The 18,550-nt window shown below is 66.9% G+C and carries 21 protein-coding genes; 5 read left to right on the top strand and 16 right to left on the bottom strand.

Annotation, left to right across the window (positions count from 1 at the left end; all coding sequences use genetic code 11):
* Positions 1 to 356: 356 nt before the first annotated feature.
* The 6 genes from ACMZPQ_RS02725 to ACMZPQ_RS02700 form a co-directional block, all read right to left on the bottom strand.
* Positions 357 to 809: a hypothetical protein gene (locus ACMZPQ_RS02725; RefSeq protein WP_197583561.1), complete on the bottom strand. Its 453-nt coding sequence runs from the start codon at positions 807 to 809 to the stop codon at positions 357 to 359.
* Complete coding sequence (locus ACMZPQ_RS02720) at positions 806 to 1,009, bottom strand: PspC domain-containing protein (RefSeq protein ID WP_006374017.1); 204 nt, start codon at positions 1,007 to 1,009, stop codon at positions 806 to 808. Before ACMZPQ_RS02720 ends, ACMZPQ_RS02725 begins: the two co-directional genes overlap by 4 nt.
* Positions 1,010 to 1,075: 66 nt before the next feature.
* Complete coding sequence (locus ACMZPQ_RS02715; RefSeq protein WP_197583560.1) at positions 1,076 to 1,444, bottom strand: YfeK family protein; 369 nt, start codon at positions 1,442 to 1,444, stop codon at positions 1,076 to 1,078.
* Between the two features lie 33 nt (positions 1,445 to 1,477).
* Complete coding sequence (gene phaC, locus ACMZPQ_RS02710; protein ID WP_197583559.1) at positions 1,478 to 2,545, bottom strand: class III poly(R)-hydroxyalkanoic acid synthase subunit PhaC; 1,068 nt, start codon at positions 2,543 to 2,545, stop codon at positions 1,478 to 1,480.
* On the bottom strand, positions 2,542 to 3,615 hold the full coding sequence (phaE, locus tag ACMZPQ_RS02705; protein WP_197583558.1) for a class III poly(R)-hydroxyalkanoic acid synthase subunit PhaE: 1,074 nt from the start codon (positions 3,613 to 3,615) through the stop codon (positions 2,542 to 2,544). Before phaE ends, phaC begins: the two co-directional genes overlap by 4 nt.
* Before the next feature lie 22 nt (positions 3,616 to 3,637).
* Entirely contained in the window at positions 3,638 to 4,252 is a 615-nt protein-coding gene (locus tag ACMZPQ_RS02700) for a CDP-alcohol phosphatidyltransferase family protein (RefSeq protein ID WP_197583557.1), read from the bottom strand.
* Between the two features lie 350 nt (positions 4,253 to 4,602).
* Between ACMZPQ_RS02700 and ACMZPQ_RS02695 the strand changes: the two genes are divergently transcribed.
* Positions 4,603 to 5,247, top strand: coding sequence for a class I SAM-dependent methyltransferase (locus ACMZPQ_RS02695; protein ID WP_312647135.1), 645 nt, complete (start codon positions 4,603 to 4,605; stop codon positions 5,245 to 5,247).
* Positions 5,248 to 5,354: 107 nt separating this feature from the next.
* Here the strand turns inward: ACMZPQ_RS02695 and ACMZPQ_RS02690 are convergent, their stop codons facing one another.
* The 5 genes from ACMZPQ_RS02690 to ppsR form a co-directional block, all read right to left on the bottom strand.
* Positions 5,355 to 6,722 carry an MATE family efflux transporter gene (locus tag ACMZPQ_RS02690; protein WP_197583555.1) on the bottom strand — a complete coding sequence of 456 codons (1,368 nt, stop codon included), beginning with the start codon at positions 6,720 to 6,722 and terminating at the stop codon, positions 5,355 to 5,357.
* Positions 6,723 to 6,843: 121 nt separating this feature from the next.
* Positions 6,844 to 7,473, bottom strand: coding sequence for a DUF2239 family protein (locus tag ACMZPQ_RS02685; RefSeq protein WP_197583554.1), 630 nt, complete (start codon positions 7,471 to 7,473; stop codon positions 6,844 to 6,846).
* A 144-nt stretch (positions 7,474 to 7,617) separates the two neighbouring features.
* Entirely contained in the window at positions 7,618 to 8,106 is a 489-nt protein-coding gene (locus tag ACMZPQ_RS02680; protein WP_197583553.1) for an NUDIX hydrolase, read from the bottom strand.
* A gap of 40 nt (positions 8,107 to 8,146) precedes the next feature.
* The gene (locus ACMZPQ_RS02675; protein ID WP_197583552.1) at positions 8,147 to 8,656 is read right to left on the bottom strand and encodes a DUF1249 domain-containing protein; all 510 of its coding nucleotides are present in this window, start codon (positions 8,654 to 8,656) and stop codon (positions 8,147 to 8,149) included.
* Between the two features lie 150 nt (positions 8,657 to 8,806).
* Positions 8,807 to 9,628, bottom strand: coding sequence for a posphoenolpyruvate synthetase regulatory kinase/phosphorylase PpsR (ppsR, locus tag ACMZPQ_RS02670; RefSeq protein ID WP_197583551.1), 822 nt, complete (start codon positions 9,626 to 9,628; stop codon positions 8,807 to 8,809).
* Between the two features lie 145 nt (positions 9,629 to 9,773).
* Between ppsR and ppsA the strand changes: the two genes are divergently transcribed.
* A complete protein-coding gene (ppsA, locus tag ACMZPQ_RS02665) occupies positions 9,774 to 12,152 on the top strand; it encodes a phosphoenolpyruvate synthase (RefSeq protein ID WP_197583550.1) in 2,379 nt (792 codons plus the stop codon).
* Positions 12,153 to 12,289: 137 nt separating this feature from the next.
* Positions 12,290 to 13,186 carry a mechanosensitive ion channel family protein gene (locus ACMZPQ_RS02660; protein WP_197583549.1) on the top strand — a complete coding sequence of 299 codons (897 nt, stop codon included), beginning with the start codon at positions 12,290 to 12,292 and terminating at the stop codon, positions 13,184 to 13,186.
* 80 nt (positions 13,187 to 13,266) lie between these two features.
* On the opposite strand, the gene ACMZPQ_RS02655 is transcribed toward ACMZPQ_RS02660, so the two are convergent.
* The 5 genes from ACMZPQ_RS02655 to ACMZPQ_RS02635 form a co-directional block, all read right to left on the bottom strand.
* Complete coding sequence (locus ACMZPQ_RS02655) at positions 13,267 to 14,382, bottom strand: alkene reductase (RefSeq protein WP_197581011.1); 1,116 nt, start codon at positions 14,380 to 14,382, stop codon at positions 13,267 to 13,269.
* 159 nt (positions 14,383 to 14,541) lie between these two features.
* Positions 14,542 to 15,414 (bottom strand): EcsC family protein, encoded by an 873-nt coding sequence (locus ACMZPQ_RS02650; protein ID WP_197581012.1) that lies wholly within the window; start codon positions 15,412 to 15,414, stop codon positions 14,542 to 14,544.
* 170 nt (positions 15,415 to 15,584) lie between these two features.
* Entirely contained in the window at positions 15,585 to 16,157 is a 573-nt protein-coding gene (gene orn / locus ACMZPQ_RS02645; RefSeq protein ID WP_197581013.1) for an oligoribonuclease, read from the bottom strand.
* Positions 16,158 to 16,231: 74 nt separating this feature from the next.
* Positions 16,232 to 16,756 (bottom strand): tRNA adenosine(34) deaminase TadA, encoded by a 525-nt coding sequence (gene tadA, locus ACMZPQ_RS02640; protein ID WP_197581015.1) that lies wholly within the window; start codon positions 16,754 to 16,756, stop codon positions 16,232 to 16,234.
* 75 nt (positions 16,757 to 16,831) lie between these two features.
* Entirely contained in the window at positions 16,832 to 17,191 is a 360-nt protein-coding gene (locus ACMZPQ_RS02635) for a winged helix-turn-helix transcriptional regulator (RefSeq protein ID WP_197581016.1), read from the bottom strand.
* Positions 17,192 to 17,269: 78 nt separating this feature from the next.
* On the opposite strand from ACMZPQ_RS02635, the gene ACMZPQ_RS02630 reads away from it, so the two are divergent.
* Together ACMZPQ_RS02630 and ACMZPQ_RS02625 are read left to right on the top strand one after the other, a co-directional pair.
* The gene (locus tag ACMZPQ_RS02630; RefSeq protein ID WP_197581018.1) at positions 17,270 to 18,037 is read left to right on the top strand and encodes an NAD(P)H-dependent oxidoreductase; all 768 of its coding nucleotides are present in this window, start codon (positions 17,270 to 17,272) and stop codon (positions 18,035 to 18,037) included.
* 68 nt (positions 18,038 to 18,105) lie between these two features.
* On the top strand, positions 18,106 to 18,543 hold the full coding sequence (locus ACMZPQ_RS02625) for an acetyltransferase (protein ID WP_197581020.1): 438 nt from the start codon (positions 18,106 to 18,108) through the stop codon (positions 18,541 to 18,543).
* The last annotated feature ends 7 nt before the right edge of the window (positions 18,544 to 18,550 follow it).

The following is an 18,550-nucleotide window of genomic DNA, read 5'->3' as shown; positions in this document are numbered from 1 at the left end:
GACCCCTGACAGTTTCCGTGCGCGTCCAGCCACGGAAAAGAAAAAAGGTCAAAAGCAAAAGCGGCCTGGCCGGCTGCTTTGTTGCTTCCTGTAGAGCCAAGCCATGCTTGGCTCACGAGCAAGCGCAGCGCGCGACCCGCTTTCGCTGTTCTTTTTCTTCTCCGTGGCTGGACGCGCACGGGAACTGTCAGCGGCCGGGTGGGTGGGGCTGGCGGGGTATCCGCGGCATGGATGCCGCGGCTAAGCCCCCAGGGATGGGTTCACGGCGTCCCCGCCAGCCCCACCAACCCGGCCAGCCCCCAGGAAGCAGGCATTCCGCAACCAAGCCACGAGGGGCTGCGCCGTTGGCTGGAAACCTACGGCCACCAGCCGTGCCCGAACCGGGCGAAATGATCCGCCGCGCGCTCGAACGGATTGCGCGCGCTCACCCCGCCGCAGAGCAGGTACACCGGCAGGTACAACGGCCCCAGCACCAGGTATTGGTAAACGTGCGCACGTTCGTGGTCATCCAGCCGGATCAGCGGCTCCACGCCCCACCCGGCCTGATGCGCATAGGTGCGGCAGGACATGCCCAGGTCGTGCCCGGTGTGCAGGATCACGTTGCCCAGCGTGATCGCCCCGCCCGGGCCCCACGGCCAGTGATCGAAGATGAGCGCACAGTCGCGGGCGCTCCAGCGCAACCTCGCCCCACCCAGCAGGCCCGCCAGGCCACCGATCAGCCCGATCAGCGTATTGGGCAGCGTCCATACCGCGCCCAGCACCTGCAGCGCGCGTAGCCAGAGCGGTACGGGGTGGGGGGGGGTGTTCAATCCGCCTCGTTGGGTATCAGCAGCCACAGGATCAGGTAGACGAGGATGCCGGGAAAGGCCGCCGAGCCGATCGATACCAGCACGAACACGATCCGTACCAGGGTGGGATTCCAGCCGAAGCGGTGGGCGATGCCGCCCATCACCCCGGCAATCATGCGGTCGTTCAGTGAACGCGACAGCGTGCGTGGCGTGGTGTTCATGGCGGCATCTCCTCGGAAACCAGAAAGTGCAGTCGAGCGTGGCCCGACTCTACACCCGGGCCATGTCTACGGCGTGCGTTGGCGCAGGGCCTGCAGGCGCGCACCGAACCAATCCGCCGCAGTCTGTTCAGGCTGTCCGGGGCATTGGATGCGATAGGGCTTGCCGCTCATGCTGCTCTGGCTGGCAGCGCGCTCGATGAACTGCTCGGCGCTGTCCACCTTGTCCTTCTTCAGCAGGTAGTCGTACTTGCGCTGCAGGTGCGCGCGCGCATCGGGGCCGTCGTACCAGCTTCCGTTGCGCTGGAACTTGCACGGCGAGCCGTCGAGGCTGGAGATCAACTGGGCGATCTCGCGTTGCGCCTGCGGGCCGGGGGCGGCGTGGGCGACGGGCGCGGCGAGCAGTGCGGCCAGGATCAGGAGAGGGTGTCGGGACATTTCCGGGTTCCATGAAGTCGAGCCAGCTCGACGCTACGCGTCGCGCGCCTTCAGCCAGCCATCAATGGTGGCCGGCACTTCGCGCTGCGCGCGCCCGGACACGTAAATGCCGATATGGCCGCCGCGGAAACTGGATTCGGTGTAGTCCTCGGTGCCCAGTCGCCCGCGCATCGCACGCGACGCATCCGGCGGCACCAGATGGTCCTGCTCGGCATAGATGTTCAGCACCGGCAGGGTCACCTGCGTCAGGTCCACCGCCTCCTCGCCGATCCGCACCGTGCCCTTCATCAGGCCGTTGCCCTGGTAGAACTGCTTGATGAAATCACGGAACGCTTCGCCTGCCAGATCCGGCGAATCGAAGATCCACTTTTCCATGCGCAGGAAATCCTCCAGCGCGGCCTTGTCATCGAGGATGTCGAGCAGGCCCACGTACTTCTGCACGTTCAGGCGGAACGGCTTGAGCATCAGGTAGCTGGAATTCATCAGGTCGGCCGGGATGTTGCCCAGCGTGTCGACCAGCAGGTCCACGTCCACCTGCCGCGCCCAGTGCGAGAGCATGTTGTCGGCAGTCTGGAAATCGACCGGGGTGACCATGGTGATCAGCTTGCCCAGCTTGTGCCGGCGCAGCGCGGCGTAGCATAGCGCGAACACGCCGCCCTGGCAGATGCCGAGCAGGTCCACAGGACCACCACTGCGCGCGCGCAGCGCATCCACCGCGCCGTCGATGTAGCGCAGCAGGTAATCCTCCAGGGTCTGGAAACGCTCGGAGCGCTCCGGGTAGCCCCAGTCCAGCACGTAGACGTCCTGGCCCAGCGCCAGCAGCTTCTGCACCAGCGAACGGTCGGCCTGCAGGTCCACCATGTACGGGCGGTTGACCAGCGCGTAGACAATGAGCAGCGGCTGGCGCCGGGTCGGTGCCTGGTCGCCGACGAAGCGATACAGTACCACCTTGCCGTCGCGCCACACTTCCTCGCGCGCGGTCACGCCATAGTCGACGTCCTCCACCTGCGGCAGCAGCTTCAGCCCTTCCAGCAGCTTGCGCTGCATGGCCAGGGTTTCCTGCATCAGGTCATCGGCGTTGAAGCCCAGCGGCCCTTTCATCGCGCGCGGGTCCGCAGTGTGCTGCGGGGCGTCGTCTTCTTCGCCGGGGCCTTCCGCGCAGCCGTCTTCTTCGCGGCAGGCTCGGTCACCGGTGCGGCCTTCTTCGCCGCCTTGCGCGTGGCCGGCTTCACCTTCGCCGGGGCCGGCTGCGCCACCGGATCCACGCTGGCGGTACCGGCCAGCATCGCCACCTGCGCCTGCAGGCGACGCAGGCCGCGTTCCAGCTCGGCGATGCGGCGGTGCGCGGCGTCCATCTCACTGCGGGTCGGCAGGCCGATGCGTTCGCTCATCTGTTCAATCTCGCGCTGCACGCCGGCACGCAGGCGCATCTGTGCATTGCCCAGTGCGGCGTACACCTGCTGGAACGGCTCGGACATCGCCACCTTGGCGTAGGCCTCTTCGGCCACCTCGATCCACAGATCGAACATCGCGCGGGCACTGGTCAGCTGGCTGCCGGGCTGCTCGTGCTGGGCCAGGCGCTGTTCGAACAACGCGAAGGCCTCGTCCAGCGCCTGCTTGATCTGCTCGACGTAGGCCCGCGAATGCTGCTGGTATTCCTTCTGCGCACGCAGCAGCGACTGCCAGCGTGCCTGGTGTTCACGGCCCGGCCCGAATGCCGGGCTCTGCAGCCACGGACCGGCCTGCAACTGCTGCAGCCAGGCAGCGAACTCGGGCACGGCAGCGCCAGCCTGGGTACTGCCCCGGGCGCCTTGCAGCATCCATTGCAGCATGCCGTCGCCCTGCCCCTGCACCGCCTCACGCCACGCCTGGGCGACGTCAGCGCTGCTGGCATCGCGACCGGCAAAGCGCGCGGCCACTTCCTGCATGGTGCCGTACCAGCTGCCGGCCTGTTCGCGGAAACGGCGCACGGCGTCTTCCGGCGCGCCCTGCCCCTGTTCGGGCAACAACTGGCCCCACCAGTCGAACAGGCGCTGCCAGCTGCCCGGGTCGTCGCCGGCCGGCGCCCCCGGAGTCGCCGCATGACGCAGGGCATCGCCCCACGCGCCGAAGTACTGCCGGGACAGGTTTTCGAAATCACTGCTGCCGGCGTCGTGGGCCGAGCTGGTCATCGCAGGCCTCCGCAGGGCTGGCTCATGGCTTGGGAATACGCAGGGTCTTGCTGATCATCAGCGAACCGGACAGGGCGAACAACAGCACCATCGGGTGCAACTGCCATGGCCCGACCTGCCACTGGCCGAACCAGAGATTCTGGCCGATGGCGTCAGTGCCGGCAGCAATCGCCAGCACGATCACCAGCAGCAGGCTGGTCGGGATCGGCGTGCCTTCGAAGTACGACACCTTGCCCTCGTCACCGGCCAGTGCCTCGGCGGTGACGTTGTAGCGCGCCAGGCGGCTGACGCCGCAGCAGACGAAATAGCTCAGCACCAGCCAGTCCCACCCGCCCTGCATGCCACAGGCATAGGCCAGCGCCGCCGGGGCCACGCCGAAGGAGATCACGTCGGACAGCGAATCCAGCTCGCGCCCCAGGGTGGAGCTGGACTTGCGCCAGCGCGCGATGCGACCGTCGAGGGCGTCGAAGATGAAGGCCAGCGGGATCAGCGCCATGCCGAACAGCAGGTAGCCACGCTCCCCATCCTGCAGGAAGCGCATCGCGGCGAAAACCGCACCGGTGCCGCAGAAAGCGTTGGCCAGGGTGAACCAGTCGGCCAGCTGGAATTCGCGCAGCATCGAGAAGTGACGTTTCATGGAGTCTCACGGAGCATCAAGGCCCACAGGTTACCGCGTGCGCTGCCATCGGTGACAGCATCGGCCGGGGCGATTCTTCACCACTCCCTCACCTTTCCTCACCAGCGGTGAATTTTTAGCCACCCATCTTGACAGCCTAGGGGGGTGGCGCCTGTCGGCGCTTATCCACAAAGTTGCCCACGCGTAATCCACACCCCCTGTGGACAACCAGATCTCACCGACTGCGACGCTGGACATTTCCTCATCACCCGGATGCGGGGTTTCCCTACTTCCCAAGCAGCAAGACCAGCGCTATGGCCACCGGCGGACCCGCCGCCGCTACGTCCGATTCTCTTCGATGGACGACGACGATGCTGGATGCTTCCACCCTGGCCGCGCAGCTGCGGCAGCCCCATGGCGAGGCCGCGCTGGCGGTGGCCGACTCGATGAACCGCAGCAACGGCGCCTTGAACCTGGCCGCGATCGGCCTGCTGGCGGTGACGACGGGCGAACGCACCCTGGAGATAGGCCCCGGCAATGCGGCCTTCGCGCCCCAGTTGCTGCAGGCGCCGGGCAGCCAGTACCTGGGCGTCGAACTGTCCGCGGCCATGGTCGAGGCCGGCACCCAGCGGCTGGCCAGTGCCGGCCTTGGCGACCGGGCGGCGATGCGCCTTGGCGATGCCCATGCGCTGCCGGTGGACGAGGGGTCTGTGGATGCCGCACTGGCGGTCAACACCCTGTACTTCTGGCCCAACCTGGCCCCGGTGCTGGACGAACTGGCGCGCGTACTGCGCCGGGGGGGACGGCTGTGCCTGGCGTTCGGTGATGCCGCCTTCATGCGCAGCCTGCCGTTTGCCGCCGATTTCCAGCTGCATGAGCTGGACGCGGTGGAGCTGGCCCTGCGCGTGTCGGGGTTCAACGTCTCGGCCTGGCGCAGCCACCGCGAAACCGCCACCGGCAATGATGGACAGGCACGGGAGAAGCATTTCCACCTGTTGCTGGCGCATCGGCGCTGAACCTGGCCGGCATTGCGGCTTTGCCGGCCAGCGGTCGGCACTACCAGGTGAAGCCCACCCATTCGGTAGTGCCGGCCGTTGGCCGGCTGCCCCGCAGAGCGCGGCGGTCAGGCCGCTGCCGGCAACCGGCCGCGCCACCTGGCGAAACACATCATCTGCAACAGCAGCGTCGCCACCAGTCCCAGCGGCCATGCCCACCACAGCCCGGTCAGGCCGTAGCGCGCCTGCAGCCACATCGCCAACGGCAGCTCCAGCAGCAGTACCGCCGTCATGCCCAGCAACGCCGGCAGCAGCACGGTGCCACTGCCGCGCATCACCCCGACCAGCACCGTCGTGCCCCCCATCGCCAGCACGCCCCACACCACCGTGCGCAGCTGCAGCGCCGCCAGGTCGCGCACCTCCGGCGCCGCCAGGATCAAGCCGGCCAGCCACGGTGCCAGCACCATCACCAGCGCCACCACGACCGTCAGCATCGCCAGGCCGAGCATCACGCCGGTGCGGGCAATGGCCGGCAGTCGTGCCGCGCGCCCCGCCCCCATCGCGTGCGCGGCGAGGATGGTGGCGGTGATGCCCAGCGACATGGCCGGCAACTGCACCCAGCTCATCAACTGGTTGACCGCACCATAGGCTGCCGTTGCGGTATAGCCATGGCGGTTGATCCAGCCCAGCAACACGATCTCGGCAATGGCCAGGCTGAGCATCTGCAACGATGACGGCACGCCAATGCGCAGCATCGAACGAATGATCGCGCCATCGAAGCGGGTGGCACGCAGCAGTTCATGGCCCGGTGCCAGCAGATGCTCCAGGCGATGCCAGCGCCACAGCAACCAGAGCAACGCCAGCAGCGAGGCAAACGCCGCCGACACCGCGGCACTGGCCGCGCCCAGCTGCGGCAGGCCGCCCCAGCCGAGGATCAGCAATGGCGTGCACAGGAGGCCGAGCACAGTCGCCAGCAGCAGCGCGTGCAGCGGCGTCTTCGCGTCACCCACCGCGCGGCTCACGGCCGTCGCCAGCCACAACAGGAAGAACGCCGGCGCACTCAGCAGCAGCACCCGCGCATAGACGATGGCCTCGCCGAGGACCGGCGCCGGCGTCCCCAGCGCCTTCAACATCTGCGGCGCGAACACGCCGCCGACGCCCATCACCAGCAGCGACAACAGCAGGACAAGCGCCACCGCACTGCCGGCCACGGCGCGTGCCCGCTGCAGCTGGCCGGCGCCCCAAGCCTGGCCGATCAGCACCATCGCGCCGGTTGCCAGGCCCATCACCAGCGCCATCAGCAGGAAGAACACCGGGAAGAACGCAGCGGCGGCAGCCACCGCCTGCGTGCCAAGCAGATGGCCCAGGTAGACGTTGTCCAGCGTGCCGGCGGCCAGCTGCAGTGCATTGGTCATCAGCATGGGCAGCAGCAGGGCCAGGTAGGTGCGCGACAGCGGCGGCGCAACCGGAGATGTCGCGTGTGCAGAAAGGCTCATGGGGTTTCTCTGGGCAAGGCGCTGCCCTGCCCGGCATTTCAGCCAGCAACGAGCACGCACGAATGGAATGGGCCGTGGCCCGCAATCAGGTGAAGCGTTCGCTCAGCGAGCGCGGGGTGTTTCAGCCGTCGGCGGTGCCGGCGGGGTCATCGAAGGCCAGACGCAGGGCATGCGTGCGCACGTCGTCGGGCCACGCATGCAATGCCATTTCAAAACCCGCGCGGTCATGCGCGAACAGGAGGCGGATGGCGCCCTCGAAGCCCGGCAGGTCGCCGCCGATGGTCTGCAGGAAGTGATAGGCACGCTCGGTATCGCGGCGCTGCCGGTCCCTGTCCGCGCCGGCACGGCTGGCCGCTTCCACCAGCTTGCGCAGCACCACCGAGGCCCCACCCGGCTGTTCGGCCAGCCACGCCCAGTGCCGCGGCAGCAGTGTCACTTCGCGGGCCACCACGCCCAGCTTGGGTCGACCGCGGCCACGTGGGGTTGCAGGTGTGTCGTCGAACGCGGTTTCCGGATCCGCTTCCACGGCGGGCGGGAACGCCTCGGCCACCCGCGCCAGCAGCTGCGCATCCGTGCCGCGCGTATCGAAATCGCGGGTGCGGCCCGTGGTGTTGTCGAACACCAGCAGCGGACCGGCGGCGTTGTCGGCGCGCAGCTGTTTCAGTGCCAGCGCGGCGACCTCCGGGGTACCGGACGCCACCAGGCGATGGCCATCGAAACAGCTGAACGGAGGAAGTCGGGACGCAGGCATGGCAAGGGCACCGGAGGCGATGTGCAAATATTGCCCGGGTAATTTTTGACTGTCAATATTGCCCGGGTATTAATTAACCGGAAGGGGCGTGCCAACCAAGGTTGGCACTCACCTGAAAGGTTGGCCCCCACCCGATTCGCCGGGTCACAGGCGGCTGAAGGACCAGCTCACCATGCGGCCGTCCTTGTACGGCATCACGCCGTGGAACGGGCGCGGGTCGGCATCGAACACCAGCGGCAGGAAGTTGCGGTCCCCTTCCCACATCGGCAGCGTGTCCAGCTTGTCCAGGTCCACCCACTCCAGCGTGCCTTCGTGGTTGCCGCCGTGCGGAGCGCCCTCGAAAGCGTCGATGACGAACACGAACCCCAGCCAGTCCTCGCCCTGCTTGCCGAAGCCCGGCCAGCTGATGGTGCCGCGCAGGCGCATGCCGGTGCAGTCGATGCCGGCCTCTTCCTGGATCTCGCGGCGCATGCTGGCGGCTACGTCCTCGTCCGCTTCGATCTTGCCGCCCAGCCCGTTGTACTTGCCCAGGTGATGGTCACCGGGACGGGTATTGCGGTGGATCATCAGCACCTGGCGGCGATCGGGCGAAAGTACATAGCCCAGGGTGGCGACGATCGGGGTGTAGGGCATGGCAACGTCCAGCGGCAGGTCAGCCCCGGATTATCGCCGATCAACGCACCAGCGACAGGCGGCGTTCGGTGGGCGTGCCGGCATCATCGGGGGCGCGGCGCAGGGTCGCGACGCCGTGGCCGCGCTCGGCCAGGTATTCCAGCCACTTGCCGAGGAAGGTGTTCATCCGCATGCGGTGGCTGATCAGTTCGGCCGGCGGCGGATACAGGCCCATGGTGTCCTGCCAGCGGCGGCCGACATAACAGTGGGTGGTCTCGGCCTGGCGCGCGTCGCGGTACAGGCGCACGTAGGCCGACGGATCGGGCTCGCCGGTGACCGGGTCGGCCAGGTCGTAGGTCAGGCGCAGTTCCACCGTGTAGCGGTGGCATTCGATCACGTCCAGGCGCACGTCCAGGCCGTCGCCGATCGAGGAAATGTAGCTGCCCGCCGCCAGTCCGGCCGGTTCGAACAGGCGCACCAGATGCCGGTAATTCTCCGCGTACAGGCCCATGAGCCAGCTGAGCCGGCTCAGGCGGGGAATGCGTTCGGTGCGGGGCAAGGCTCGGGCCATGGGTCGATCCTACACGTTGGTGCTTCAACGTGGGGGCGGGATCGCTCCGACCAAAGGGGCTCGGTATCGACCAACGGTCGATACCCACCGCGGAGGAGGGGCAATGCCCGCCACGTAGGTAGGCCACGACCGTTGGTCGTGGCGCACGGATCAATACAGCTCGCGCTGCAGCCCCAGCGTGGCCAGCACCTTGCTGGAAATCTCCTCGATCGAGGTATGGGTGGTGCTCAGGGTCGGAATGCGCTCCATCTGGAACATCACCTCGGCCGCAGCCACCTCACGCTTGCAGGTATCCAGGTTGGCGTAGCGCGAGTTCGGGCGGCGTTCCTGGCGGATCTGCTGCAGGCGGTCCGGATCGATGGTCAGGCCGAACAGCTTGCGGCGGTAGTTGCGCAGCCGTGGCGGCAGACGGTCGCTTTCCAGGTCCTCGTCGGTCAGCGGGTAGTTGGCCGCGCGCACCCCGTAATGCAGGGCCAGGTAGATGCAGGTGGGCGTTTTGCCGGCCCGCGACACCGCCACCAGGATCACGTCGGCATCGTCGTAGTTCACCGCGATGCCGTCGTCATGGGTCAGGGCGAAGTTCATCGCGTTGATGCGACGGTGATAGGTGTCGAAATCGACCATGCCGTGGGCCTGGCCGACCCGGTTCAGCCGCGAGCTGGACAGTTCCCGCTCCAGCGGCTCGATGAACGGCGCGAACACATCCAGCATCAGTGCGCCGCTTTCGGCCAGGATCAGGCTCAGGCTCTGGTCCACGCAGGAGTTCACCACGATGGGCCGGACCTGGTACCGCTCGCCCGCCGCCTGGATCCGGGAACAGGCTTCACGCGCTTTTTCGGGGTCGTCGACAAACGACATGCGGTCGGTAATGAAGCTGAACCCGGAGAACTGGGTCAGCAGGCTATGCCCAATGGTTTCAGCGGTGATACCGGTTCCATCGGAAACGTAGAACACCGGACGGATGGTCGACATGCGCGCTTTTACCCCCTACGAAGCCTAAAAGGGCCGCCAGCACAAGCTTGTGCCGACAGCGGTCTGCCCGGCATCATATCGGCTTCTTCCTACGGACGCGGCCATCCAAGCCCGCCTCGGGCGATGGCCAAACGGAGCATCGCGCTTGAACGAGAACATCCTGTGGTTGCACGAACTGCGTCTGGCCGATCTGGCCCGCGTAGGCGGCAAGAATTCGTCGCTGGGCGAGATGATCGGCAACCTGGCCGGTCTGGGCGTTTCGGTGCCGGGCGGCTATGCCACCACCGCTGAAGCCTTCAAGGACTTCATCGCGCACAACGACCTGTCCAAGCGCATCTTCGACAAGCTGGCCACGCTGGACGTCGAGGACGTCAACGCGCTGACCGCAGCCGGCAAGGAAATCCGCACCTGGGTGATCGATGCCCCGCTGCAGCCGCAGCTGGACCAGGACATCCGCACCGCCTACGCCAAGCTGAGCGCCGACAACGGCGGCGGCGACGTGGCCGTGGCCGTGCGTTCGTCGGCCACCGCCGAGGATCTGCCTGACGCGTCCTTTGCCGGCCAGCAGGAAACCTTCCTCAACGTCACCGGCGCCGACGATGTCGTGCACAAGGTCAAGGAAGTGTTCGCCTCGCTGTACAACGACCGTGCCATCGCCTATCGCGTGCACCACGGCTTCAAGCATGAAGACGTGTTCCTGTCGGCCGGCGTGCAGCTGATGGTGCGTTCGGGCGTGGGTTCGTCCGGCGTGCTGTTCACCCTGGACACCGAGTCCGGCTTCCGCGACGTGGTGTTCGTCACCTCTTCGTTCGGCCTGGGCGAGATGGTCGTGCAGGGTGCAGTCAACCCGGACGAGTACTACGTCTACAAGCCCACCCTGCAGGCCGGCAAGCCGGCGATCCTGCGCCGCTCGCTCGGCAGCAAGGCGATCCGCATGGTGTATTCGGATGTCCCAGGTGAGCGCGTCAGGATCGAGGACACCCCGGCCGAGCTGCGCAATACCTTCTCGATCAGCGACGAGGATGTGCAGGAACTGTCCAAGCAGGCGCTGGTCATCGAAAAGCACTACGGCCGACCGATGGATATCGAGTGGGCCAAGGACGGTGTCAGCGGCAAGCTGTTCATCGTGCAGGCGCGCCCGGAAACGGTGAAGTCGCGCAGCCACGCCACCCAGATCGAGCGCTTCGCGCTGACCGAAAAGGGTGGCAACGTGCTGGCCGAAGGGCGCGCCGTCGGCGCCAAGATCGGTTCGGGCGTGGCCCGCGTGGTCAAGACGCTGGACGACATGAACCGCGTGCAGCCGGGCGACGTGCTGATCGCCGACATGACCGACCCCGATTGGGAGCCGGTGATGAAGCGCGCCTCGGCCATCGTCACCAACCGCGGTGGCCGCACCTGCCACGCCGCGATCATCGCGCGCGAGCTGGGCGTGCCGGCCGTGGTCGGTTCGGGCAACGCCACCAAGGTCATCGAAGATGGCCAGCTGGTCACCGTCAGCTGCGCTGAAGGCGATACCGGCTTCATCTACGAAGGCAAGCTCGGCTTCGAGCGCACCACCACCGATCTGGGCAACATGCCGCCGGCACCGCTGAAGATCATGATGAACGTGGCCAACCCGGAACGTGCCTTCGACTTCGGCCAGCTGCCGAACGCCGGCATCGGCCTGGCGCGCCTGGAAATGATCATCGCCAGCCACATCGGCATCCACCCGAACGCGCTGCTGGAATACGACCGCCAGGATGCGGCGACGAAGAAGAAGATCGACGAGAAGATCGCCGGTTATTCCGACCCGGTCGGCTTCTACGTGGACCGCCTGGCCGAAGGCATCGCCACCCTCACCGCCTCGGTCGCGCCGAACGCCGTGATCGTGCGCCTGTCGGACTTCAAGTCCAACGAGTACGCCAACCTGATCGGCGGCAGCAACTACGAGCCGCACGAAGAAAACCCGATGATCGGCTTCCGCGGCGCCAGCCGTTACGTCGACCCGAGCTTCTCGGCCGCCTTCGCGCTGGAGTGCAAGGCCGTGCTGCGCGTGCGCAACGAAATGGGCCTGGACAACCTGTGGGTCATGATTCCGTTCGTGCGCACCCTGGAAGAAGGCCGCAAGGTCATCGAGGTGCTGGAACAGAACGGCCTGAAGCAGGGCGAGAACGGCCTGAAGATCATCATGATGTGCGAAGTGCCGTCCAACGCACTGCTCGCCGATGAGTTCCTGGAAATCTTCGACGGCTTCTCGATCGGCTCCAACGACCTGACCCAGCTCAGCCTGGGCCTGGACCGCGATTCGTCGATCGTCGCGCACCTGTTCGACGAGCGTAACCCGGCAGTGAAGAAGCTGCTGTCGATGGCCATCAAGGCCGCGCGCGCCAAGGGCAAGTACGTCGGCATCTGCGGCCAGGGCCCGTCCGATCATCCGGATCTGGCCGAATGGCTGATGCAGGAAGGCATCGAGTCGGTATCGCTGAACCCGGACACCGTGGTCGATACCTGGCTGCGCCTGGCCAAGCTGAAGGCCAACGGCTGATGCCCTGAAGGCTGCAGGCTGACGTCGTGTTCATCGGCGTCGGCCCATACTGCTGCTGCACGCAAGCCCCGCCTCTGCGGGGCTTCGTGTTTCTGGCGTCCCTGGACGCCCTGCCCTTCGCAGCAAAGGACGTCCGCATGATCGCCGCAGCAGCACCCGCAACGCCCGTCGCAACGCCCTGGTTCCATTCGCTCGACTGGGAGCGCCTGCTGGAAACCTACGGTGTGCCGTTGCTGGCCGCCATCGTCGTGCTGCTGGTCGGCATGTGGGTGGCGCGACGCCTGTCCAATGCGATGCCGCGCGCCACCGCGCGCATGGGCGTGGACCCGATGCTGGGCAGCTTCCTGCGCAACGTGGTGTACGCCGCATCGCTGGTGATCGTGGTGGTGCTGGCGATTGGCACGCTGGGCGTGCAGATCACCCCGCTGCTGGCCGTACTGGGCACCGCCGGCCTGGCCGTGGGCCTGGCGCTGAAAGACTCGCTGTCCAACATCGCATCGGGCGTGATGCTGGTGACGCTGCGCCCATTCCGGGTCGGCGATGTGGTGACCGTGGCCGGGCAGACCGGCACCGTGCGCGAAGTGCGCATCTTCCAGACCGTCATCACGGGCGCGGACAACCAGCACACCACCATTCCGAACACGCTGATTACCGCCGCACCGATCATCAACCTGACCGCCGAGCCGACGCGCCGCGTCGAGCTGGTGATCGGCATCGGCTACGAAGACAACATCCAGCTGGCGCGCGACACCGCGCTGGCACTGATGAAGGCCGACCCGCGCGTGCTGCAGACGCCGGTACCGGACGTGGTGGTGTACGAGCTGGGCGCGCACGCCATCAACCTGGGCATCCGCTGCTACGTCAAGTCGGCCGACTGGTTCGGCACCAAGGTCACGCTGCTGGAACAGCTCAAGCTGGGCTTCGACAAGGCCGGCATCAACATTCCGTACCCGCAGCAGGACATGCACCTGTACCTGCATGGCAAGGATGGCGGCGTGGTCGAGGCCGATGCGCTGGTGCGCGACAAGCCCTGACCGGGAGTGGCGCCCCAACCCCGGCACCCACCCCATCCCATCCACCGGTAGTGCCGGCCGCTGGCCGGCAGCTTCCAGGGTCAGGCGGCAACGCTTTCCTCCAGCGCCGGGTAATCGGTGAACCCGACCGCACCACCACCGAAGAACGTCGCCCGATCCGGTTGGTTCAATTCGACACCCGCGCGCAGGCGCTCGGGCAGATCCGGATTGGCGATGAACGGCCGGCCGAAGCCGATCAGGTCGGCCCAGTCCTCAGACAGCGCCTGCTCGGCACGCTCGGCAGTGTACTTGCCGGCATAGATCAGCGTGCCCGGGTAGACCATGCGCAGCGCCTGCTTGAACGCGACCGGCATCAGCGGCGCGTCGTCCCAGTCGGCCTCGGCGATGTGCAGATAACCCACACCGAGTCCGCCCAGCAGATGCGCTGCCGCCAGATAGGTGGCCTGCGGCGTATCGTCCACCGCGCCCTGCAGGGTGGTCAGCGGCGCCAGGCGCACGCCCACGCGCTCGCCACCGGCCACCGCCACCACCGCCTGCACCACCTCGCGCAAGAAACGCAGCCGGTTCTGCAACGCGCCGCCGTAGCCGTCGGTGCGCTGGTTGGCCTGCGAGTCGATGAACTGGTTGATCAGGTAGCCATTGGCCCCGTGCAGTTCAACGCCGTCGAAGCCGGCGGCCAGTGCATTGCGGGTGGCCTGCGCGTAGTCGGCGATGATGCCCGGAATCTCATCTTCGGCCAGCGCGCGCGGCATCGAATGCTGGATCATTTCGCCCACGCCGGCCTCGGGGCCTGCGCCGGTCGGGTCGACGAACACCTTCACGCCTTCGGCCAGCAACGCCGAGGACGACACCGGCGCCACACCACCGGGCTGCAAGGCCACGTGAGAAACACGACCGACGTGCCACAGCTGCGCGTAGATGCGGCCACCGGCGGCATGCACGGCGTCGGTGACCTGGCGCCAGCCCTGCACCTGCTCATCGCTGTGAATGCCGGGCGTCCAGGCATAGCCCTGGCCCTGCGGGCTGATCTGGGTACCTTCGCTGACGATCAGGCCGGCGCTGGCACGCTGCGCGTAGTAAGACGCCATCTCCGCCGTGGCGACGTTGCCATCTGCCGCACGCGAGCGGGTCATCGGCGGCATCACGATGCGGTTGGGCAGCGTCAGGGCGCCCAGGCGGTGGGGGGTGAACAGCATGGCGGCAATCTCTTGCGGGGGGAGTACCGGCAAGGATGGGGATGGAGGCCACAGCGCAACAGGCGCATCGTGGCAAAACAGTTGTGCCCGGCAGGCAAGGATGGCCTGGCCCGGGGCCGGATCCCTTTGCGACGCAAAGGGCTCTTCCCCCCGAGCCGGTTACAGCGTCGGCTCGATCAACACACCACCGTGCGCCACCCGGTCATAGCAGGCGCGCACCACGTCTTCGCCATACTTCAGTTCCAGCCGGCGCACGATGAAGTGGCCGCGCGCCATGTCCTGGTAGTAGTCGGTGAACATGGTATTGAGCGTTGCACCGGCAGCCGCGCCGACGATCGGCACCGCCTGCGCGGCGAACTTTTCGGTGACCACCACGCCGAAGCGTGCGGCCACCTTCTCGACCATCTTCGCCAGCAGCTTGCCGGCTTCCTTCGGTGCCACGCCCAGGGTCAGGTCGCGGCCGGTCACCACGCGCCCGGCCAGTTCGGCCGACAGGTGCCGCATCACATCGGTGGTGAAGCCGCGGGCCAGGTAGTAGCCGGTCTCGCTGGCGTCATCGCGCGGCGAGTTGCCTCCCAGTGCGAACACCTCCAGACAGGCCTGCCGGGTGCTGAACTCGGACAGGTCAAAGCCCTCGCTGCGGGCCACGTCGGCCACCGCACGCATCATGATGGTGGTCGACACCGGCAGCTCGATGAACAGTGCGGCGAAGCCAAAGGCCCCGCCAACCGCGCCCGAGGTCGCCGCGGCCAGCTTGTGCCAGCGGGTAGAGGCGCCCTTGCCGGGGCGGTTGTCCATGCTCCACAGCGCCGCCTGCGCCGACTTGGACAGCGCCGCCTGCACCGCGCCATGGATACGGCCGGACACCGCCTTGGGCAGCGCCTTCACCGCGAATTCCAGCGGCGTGCCGACCAGGTTGGCCATGCGCGCGGTCAGGGTGGGTGCTTCCAGCAGGGTCACCGCGCGCTGCAGGTCGGACCAGTCGCGGGCGTCGTGGGCGATATCGCGGGGAAGCAGGATGGGCTCGTTCATGGCGCCGATCTTAGCGCCAGGGAGTTGAACGGTTCGTCGCGGGGCATGACAGAGGGGTCAGAGCCCTTTCCGCTGGAAACGGATCCGACCCCGGCGCCTTGCCGGCCAGCGGCCGGCACTACCAGTTCGCGTGTCACCCGGTAGCGCCGGGCCATGCCCGGTGTCGTTGTTCAGGCAGCCGGCAGGCCCGACAGCGCGCCCATGAACTGGCGGTAGTGGCGCAGCTCGGCAATCGAGTCGTGCACATCGCTCAGCGCGGTGTGGTTGCTGTTCTTGCCGACCCCGGCCGCCACGGTCGGCGCCCAGCGCTTGGCCAGTTCCTTCACCGTGGATACGTCCAGGTTGCGGTAATGGAAGTACTTCTCCAGGCGCGGCATCTGGCGGTGCAGGAAGCGGCGGTCCTGGCAGATGGAGTTGCCGCACATCGGCGACAGGCCGGCCGGAATCCACTCTGCCAGGAAGTTCACCGTCTGCGCCTCGGCCTGGCCAAGCGTGGTGGTGCTGTCCACCACCCGCTGCCACAGACCCGAACGGCGGTGCTGGTTGCGGTTCCACTCATCCATCGCCTCCAGTGTTTCCAGCGGGTGATGAATGGCGAACTCCGGCCCTTCGGCCAGCACGTTGAGCTGGGCGTCGGTGACCACGGTGGCAATCTCGATGATCGAATCGTTGTCGGTATCCAGCCCGGTCATTTCCAGGTCGATCCAGATCAGTCGTTCGTTGGCCGCGCCGTTGTCCGCCATGTGTCGCCTCGTTGCTGGGCAGGCGCGCGGCCTACCGGATAGGGAAAGAGGCGCCCATCATACCCGTTCGCCGTTCAGCCCTCGTCGGCGTGGTCTTCCAGCAGCAGCGGCGGCTTGCCCCGCTTGGCGCGGAAGTAATTGGTCAGCCGCGTGCTGGCTTCCTTGGCCAGCACACCGCCGTGGATTTCCACCCGGTGGTTGTGGCGGGCATCACCGAGCAGGTCGAACACACTGCCACAGGCACCGGTCTTGGGATCGCTGGCGCCATAGACCAGGCGCGAGACGCGCGCATGCACGATCGCCATCGCGCACATCGCACACGGTTCCAGGGTTACGTACAGGGTGCTGCCAAGCAGCCGATGATTGGACAGCACCTTGCCGCCGGCACGCATCGCCACGATTTCGGCATGCGCGCTGGGGTCGTGCGAGGCGATGTTGAGGTTCCAGCCCTCGCCCAGCAACTGGCCATCGGCATCGACCAGCACTGCACCCACCGGAATCTCGTCGAACTCGCGCTGCGCGCGCTCGGCCAGCGCCAGCGCGTGGCGCATCCAATGTTCATCGGCGTCGTGCACAGGTACACCCAGGACATCGGTCATGGCGGTTCTCGCGTATCAACAGGGCCAGGATGGCCGCCGGGGCCGCATTGTACGCCCGCCCCCGTGCAGGCGCCGCTAGCGTGCATCGAAGCGCTCGCGGGCCGCGTCCAGCAGCGGGAAATTGTGCTCGGCCCAACGGTCCAGCGCCACCAGCGTGTCGGCCAGGCTACGCGCGACCTCGGTCAACCGATATTCGACGTGCAGCGGCTTGCTGCCACGGTCGCAACGTTCGACCAGGCCATTGCGTTCCAGTTGCCGCAGCGTCTGGGTCAACACTTTCTGCGAAATGCCTTCCACTTTCCGCAGCAGCGCGCCATTGCGCATCGGACCCTGCGCCAAAGCAGGCAACAGCAGCATCACCCATTTGCCGGAAATCAGCGCCAACGCATCGCGCGCCGAGCAGTCCACTGCATAGACATCGCCGGGATAGGCCATGGTTACCTCAAGGTGCGTAATTGCCGGGATACGCCGGCCTTGCCAGGATCGTCGCACACTCTTTCCGGTCTTCACCGCATGCGCGCCCTGATCCTGCTGGCCCATCCCGAACCGCACTCGTTCAACGCCCATCTGGCCACGCAGGCCGCCAAGCAGCTGCGGCATGACGGCGTATGGGTGGACATGATCGATCTGTACGCGGACGCCTTCGATCCGCTGGAAGCGGCCCATCACCATCCTCGGCGCCTGCAACCCGGCCATTTCGATGCGCAACGCGAGCAGCGGCACAGCGCCGACCAGGGACAGCTACCGGCCGATGTGCAGCGCCACCTGCGCCTGCTGCAGGCCACCGACCTGCTGATCCTGCAGTTTCCGCTGTGGTGGTTCGCGGCTCCGGCCATGCTGAAGGGCTGGCTGGATCGCGTACTGGTCTATGGACCGATCTACAACAGCCGGCAGCGCCACGAGCACGGCGTGATGCGCGGCAAGCGAGCGTTGCTGAGCGTGACCACCGGCTCATCGGCGCGGGCATGCGCGGTGAACGGCCGCGAGGGCGACACCCGGTTGCTGCTTTGGCCGTTGATGTACAGCCTGCGCTACGTCGGCTTCGAGGTGATGGAGCCGCATGTGGTGCATGGCGTGCGTTCCGGGCTTCCGGCGGATCGCATGCAGGCGCACGACGAGGCCATGGTGGCGGCCACCAGCGACTACCGTGAACGGTTGGTGCACTGGCAACAATGGCCGAGCGTGCCTTTCAACGACAGCGAGGACTTCGAGGATGGTGCAGTGCTTCGTGCGGACGCAACCGCGTACAGCCCCTTCATCCGCCACCGCACTGCGGGTTGAATCCGCGCCTGCAGGCGCACACCGAAAGCCTCATACTGCGCCCTGTCCTGAAGCACCTTGGTGAACCCATGCCCACCCTGCGCCCCTCGCGCGCCGATGACGGCGTTGCCCTTGTCGGCCTCTGGCGCCGCGCCGTCGACGCCACCCACGACTTCCTCAGTGCCGAAGACCGCCAGGCCATCGATGCCGAAGTGGCTGCTTTCCTGCCACAGGCACCGATGACCGTTGCCGTTGATGCACAGGACCGCCCTCTCGGTTTCATGCTGATTGACGGTACGCACATGGAAGCGCTGTTCATCGATCCTGACGTCCGAGGCACCGGTGTCGGCCGGACGCTGCTGCAGCACGCGCTGGCGCTGCATCCGCAACTGAGCACCGACGTCAATGCGCAGAATGCGCAGGCAGTGGGGTTCTACCTGCGCATGGGATTCGTCGAAACCAGCCGTTCAGCGCTCGATTCGCAGGGCCGTCCTTATCCGCTGATCCATCTCCGGCACGCGGGCTGACCGCTTG

Source organism: Stenotrophomonas maltophilia (assembly GCF_047497515.2).
GTDB lineage: Bacteria > Pseudomonadota > Gammaproteobacteria > Xanthomonadales > Xanthomonadaceae > Stenotrophomonas.
Note: the sequence above shows the minus strand (reverse complement) of the source record. Positions and strands in the feature narration are given on the sequence as shown.